This is a genomic window from Bacteroides sp. An19 (assembly GCF_002160215.1).
GTDB classification, from domain to species: Bacteria; Bacteroidota; Bacteroidia; order Bacteroidales; family Bacteroidaceae; genus Phocaeicola; species Phocaeicola intestinalis.
The window spans coordinates 1-2945 of sequence record NZ_NFKD01000124.1 but is presented as its reverse complement, the minus strand read 5'-3'; the positions used below and the strand labels follow the sequence as shown (position 1 = coordinate 2945).

The 2945-nt window shown below is 43.7% G+C and carries 1 protein-coding gene and 1 pseudogene; one reads left to right on the top strand and one right to left on the bottom strand.

The annotated features are described in order from the left end of the window. Window positions 1-1304: AAA family ATPase (locus tag B5F25_RS20720; protein ID WP_087251729.1), on the top strand; the 1304-nt coding region annotated here is incomplete at its 5' end. Window positions 1305-1595: 291 nt separating this feature from the next. Here B5F25_RS20720 and B5F25_RS22070 read toward each other — a convergent pair. After that, window positions 1596-2945, bottom strand: a pseudogene (locus B5F25_RS22070) (hypothetical protein); the annotation flags it as partial.

Sequence of the window (2945 nt, the reverse complement as noted above, 5' to 3'; positions counted from 1 at the left end):
CAGGCAATTTGGAAGCGAGAATAGAAGAGACCATGGCAGCCTGGGAAAAGCAGTATGGTAGGAGCGATACGGCGCAAACGACAGGCGCACGCTTTATCCATGTGCTGCATCAGGCACGCCAACGGTACGGCAGACGTTGCGTGGTATTGATAGACGAATACGATAAACCTATCCTTGACGTGCTGGATACGGGATATGCCACTACGGTAGACGGTGAAAGGCGTCTGCTGGAAGACCGTAACCGGGAAATATTGAAGAGTTTCTATTCGGTATTCAAAACCGCTGACGAGGACTTGCAGTTTGTGCTGTTGACGGGCGTGACCAAGTTCTCTCAGGTAAGTGTGTTCAGCGGGTTCAATCAGCCGGCAGACATCAGCATGGACCGCAGGTATGAAACGCTTTGCGGCATCACACAGGAAGAACTGGAGCATTATTTCGCCGGACCGATTCATGAGTTGGCAGAAGATTACGGATGTACGGACGATGATATGAGAGGACAATTAAGGCATCAATATGACGGCTATCACTTCAGCAAAGGAATGGTGGACGTATACAACCCGTTCAGTTTGTTGAACGCTTTTGCTTCACTGGATATCCAAGACTATTGGTTTGCCAGTGGTACGCCCTCTTACCTGGTTCGCCTGCTGAACCATACGCAGGAGGACCTGAACGAACTGACCGGACGCTATTACCGTCCCGAAGAGTTTGTCGATTATAAGGCAGACGTGGAGAAACCCTTGCCGATGATTTACCAGAGCGGCTACCTGACCATAAAAGGATATGAAAGGACCTATAACCGTTTCTTACTTGATTTTCCTAATAATGAGGTAAAGAATGGATTTGTTTCCTTGATTGCCGCAGATTACTTAAAGCCGCAAGAGAACATGAAGAATTGGGTAATAGACGTGGTGGAATCATTGAAGCACGGTGATGTGGAGCAACTCCGCAAGCTGTTTACTTCTTTTCTTGCTAGTATCCCATACTCAATGCGCGCTAAGAAGGACGAGGCGGAGAAGGAACGCTTCTTCCACTATACGCTTTACCTCATCTTCCGCCTGATAAGCGTCTACACGGTCTATACGGAGAAAGAGCAGAGCCAGGGGCGTGCCGACTGCATCGTGGAGACGGATGAGTACATCTATATTTTCGAATTCAAGCGCGACGGCACGGCGGACGAGGCTTTGGCGCAGATAGAGGCGAAAGGCTATGCCCGACCCTACGAAGCCGACCCGCGCACCTTATATAAAATAGGAGTGAACTTCTCTTCCGAAACGGGGACGGTGGAGGACTGGAGAACCGTCTGATTTACTATTTGTCTATTTACGATTTACTATTTATGAATTTCGCAAAAGCCATGTAGGAGCGTATCGCATACGCCCTGAATGCGCCAACTTATCCACGCGGATGATTTCAGAGCGTATGCGATACGCCCCTACAGTTCATTGGGTGAAATGTGGAATTCATTTTTTCATATCCGTAATTTAAAGGTTAATGTAAAGATAAAAAGAAAGGGAGGCGTTTCCCATTATGAGATTGAGAACGCCTCTCTTATCTTAGTAAGCAATTATATTCTAATTGTTCTGCTTAAGCTGTTATTATTTGGCAGCTTGAACAGTTACAGACAGAGTCTTAGTAACACCGAATACGTCAACCAATGTAAATTCGAGGGTTACAGGTTCAGTAGTACCAATAGACTTAGGCAGCTGAATCATGATACCGCCCGGAATTGCAGCATATCCCTTAGTCTTATCTGCTTGTTTAGCAGGCAGGTCTGTTACAATAATCGTATTATCAGTTGCTGTTTGAGCAGCCCATCCTCTTGTCTTAGTTTGTTCATTTACATAGAATGCGACATCACTGCCAGTCGGAACGGTTACTGTACCATCTGCATTAATCGTAGTAACATCATTAGTAGCAATAGAACCAACTTTCACAGCGTCAAAATCAGTTGTGATATCTTTACCATTTGCATCTTTTACTTTAATCGTTGCATTAGCAAGAGTAAAGGTTGTTTCGAAGCCTTCGGTTCCTTCTTCGAAGCCTTGGCGACGATTCATTTCAGAACGTGTATCGATGTTACCATCGCTCTTCACGCCATCGAACAAATAGAACGGATCTTCTAATGCGTCAACCAAAGTAAAGTCAGTATCGTTAAAGATAACTTCACGAGTTACATTATTTGAAGTCTTAGGAGCGTTAGACTTAACTTCTTTTGCATCACCCAGCAAGCTTGCGAATTGCAATGTAAAGTCTTTTACTTGCTCATCTGTTGCAGGATATACACCATAGAATTCGTATTCAGCATGAATTGGGAATTTCGTCTTTTCTTGAACATCTGATACATGGATTGAGGTATTCCATCCTTCTGCTGTAGCTGAATAATCAAGTCCTTCCAAAGACTCAGAATAGCCTGCACCCCAAGACGAATCACCCCATGGAGTATTCATGAACAGACCATCGTAGAATATCTTGCTCTTATTTGAATAGCTCAACAAATAATATTCTGCATTAGGTACTTTATCACTATATTTCTTTTCATAAGCTGTGGTAAATGCTTCGTAAAGCGGAGCATACATATAATCTTTACCACCAGTAGTAACTTTATCACCATACAGTTTCAATTCTGTATCGCTAACCCAAATAGCTTTTTCACCATCTACACGAGTGATATCCAAAGTCGGTTGAGTAAATTCAAACGGCAATACGATAGATGCTACCGGAGTCTGGGTATCTTGATCGTTTACAGTCAAAGTCAACTGGTATGCGTTGTTCAAGCTGAAATTGTATAGATATCCATAAGATACACAGAACTGGAAAGTAATGGTATTGTTCTTTGTGTCAACAGAATAACGGACATTGTGACCCATATCGTCATTGTCATTATCTTGGTTATTGTCACCTTCACCACCAATAACGGTCAGTTTCACGGAGTTGTTTGCAATTGC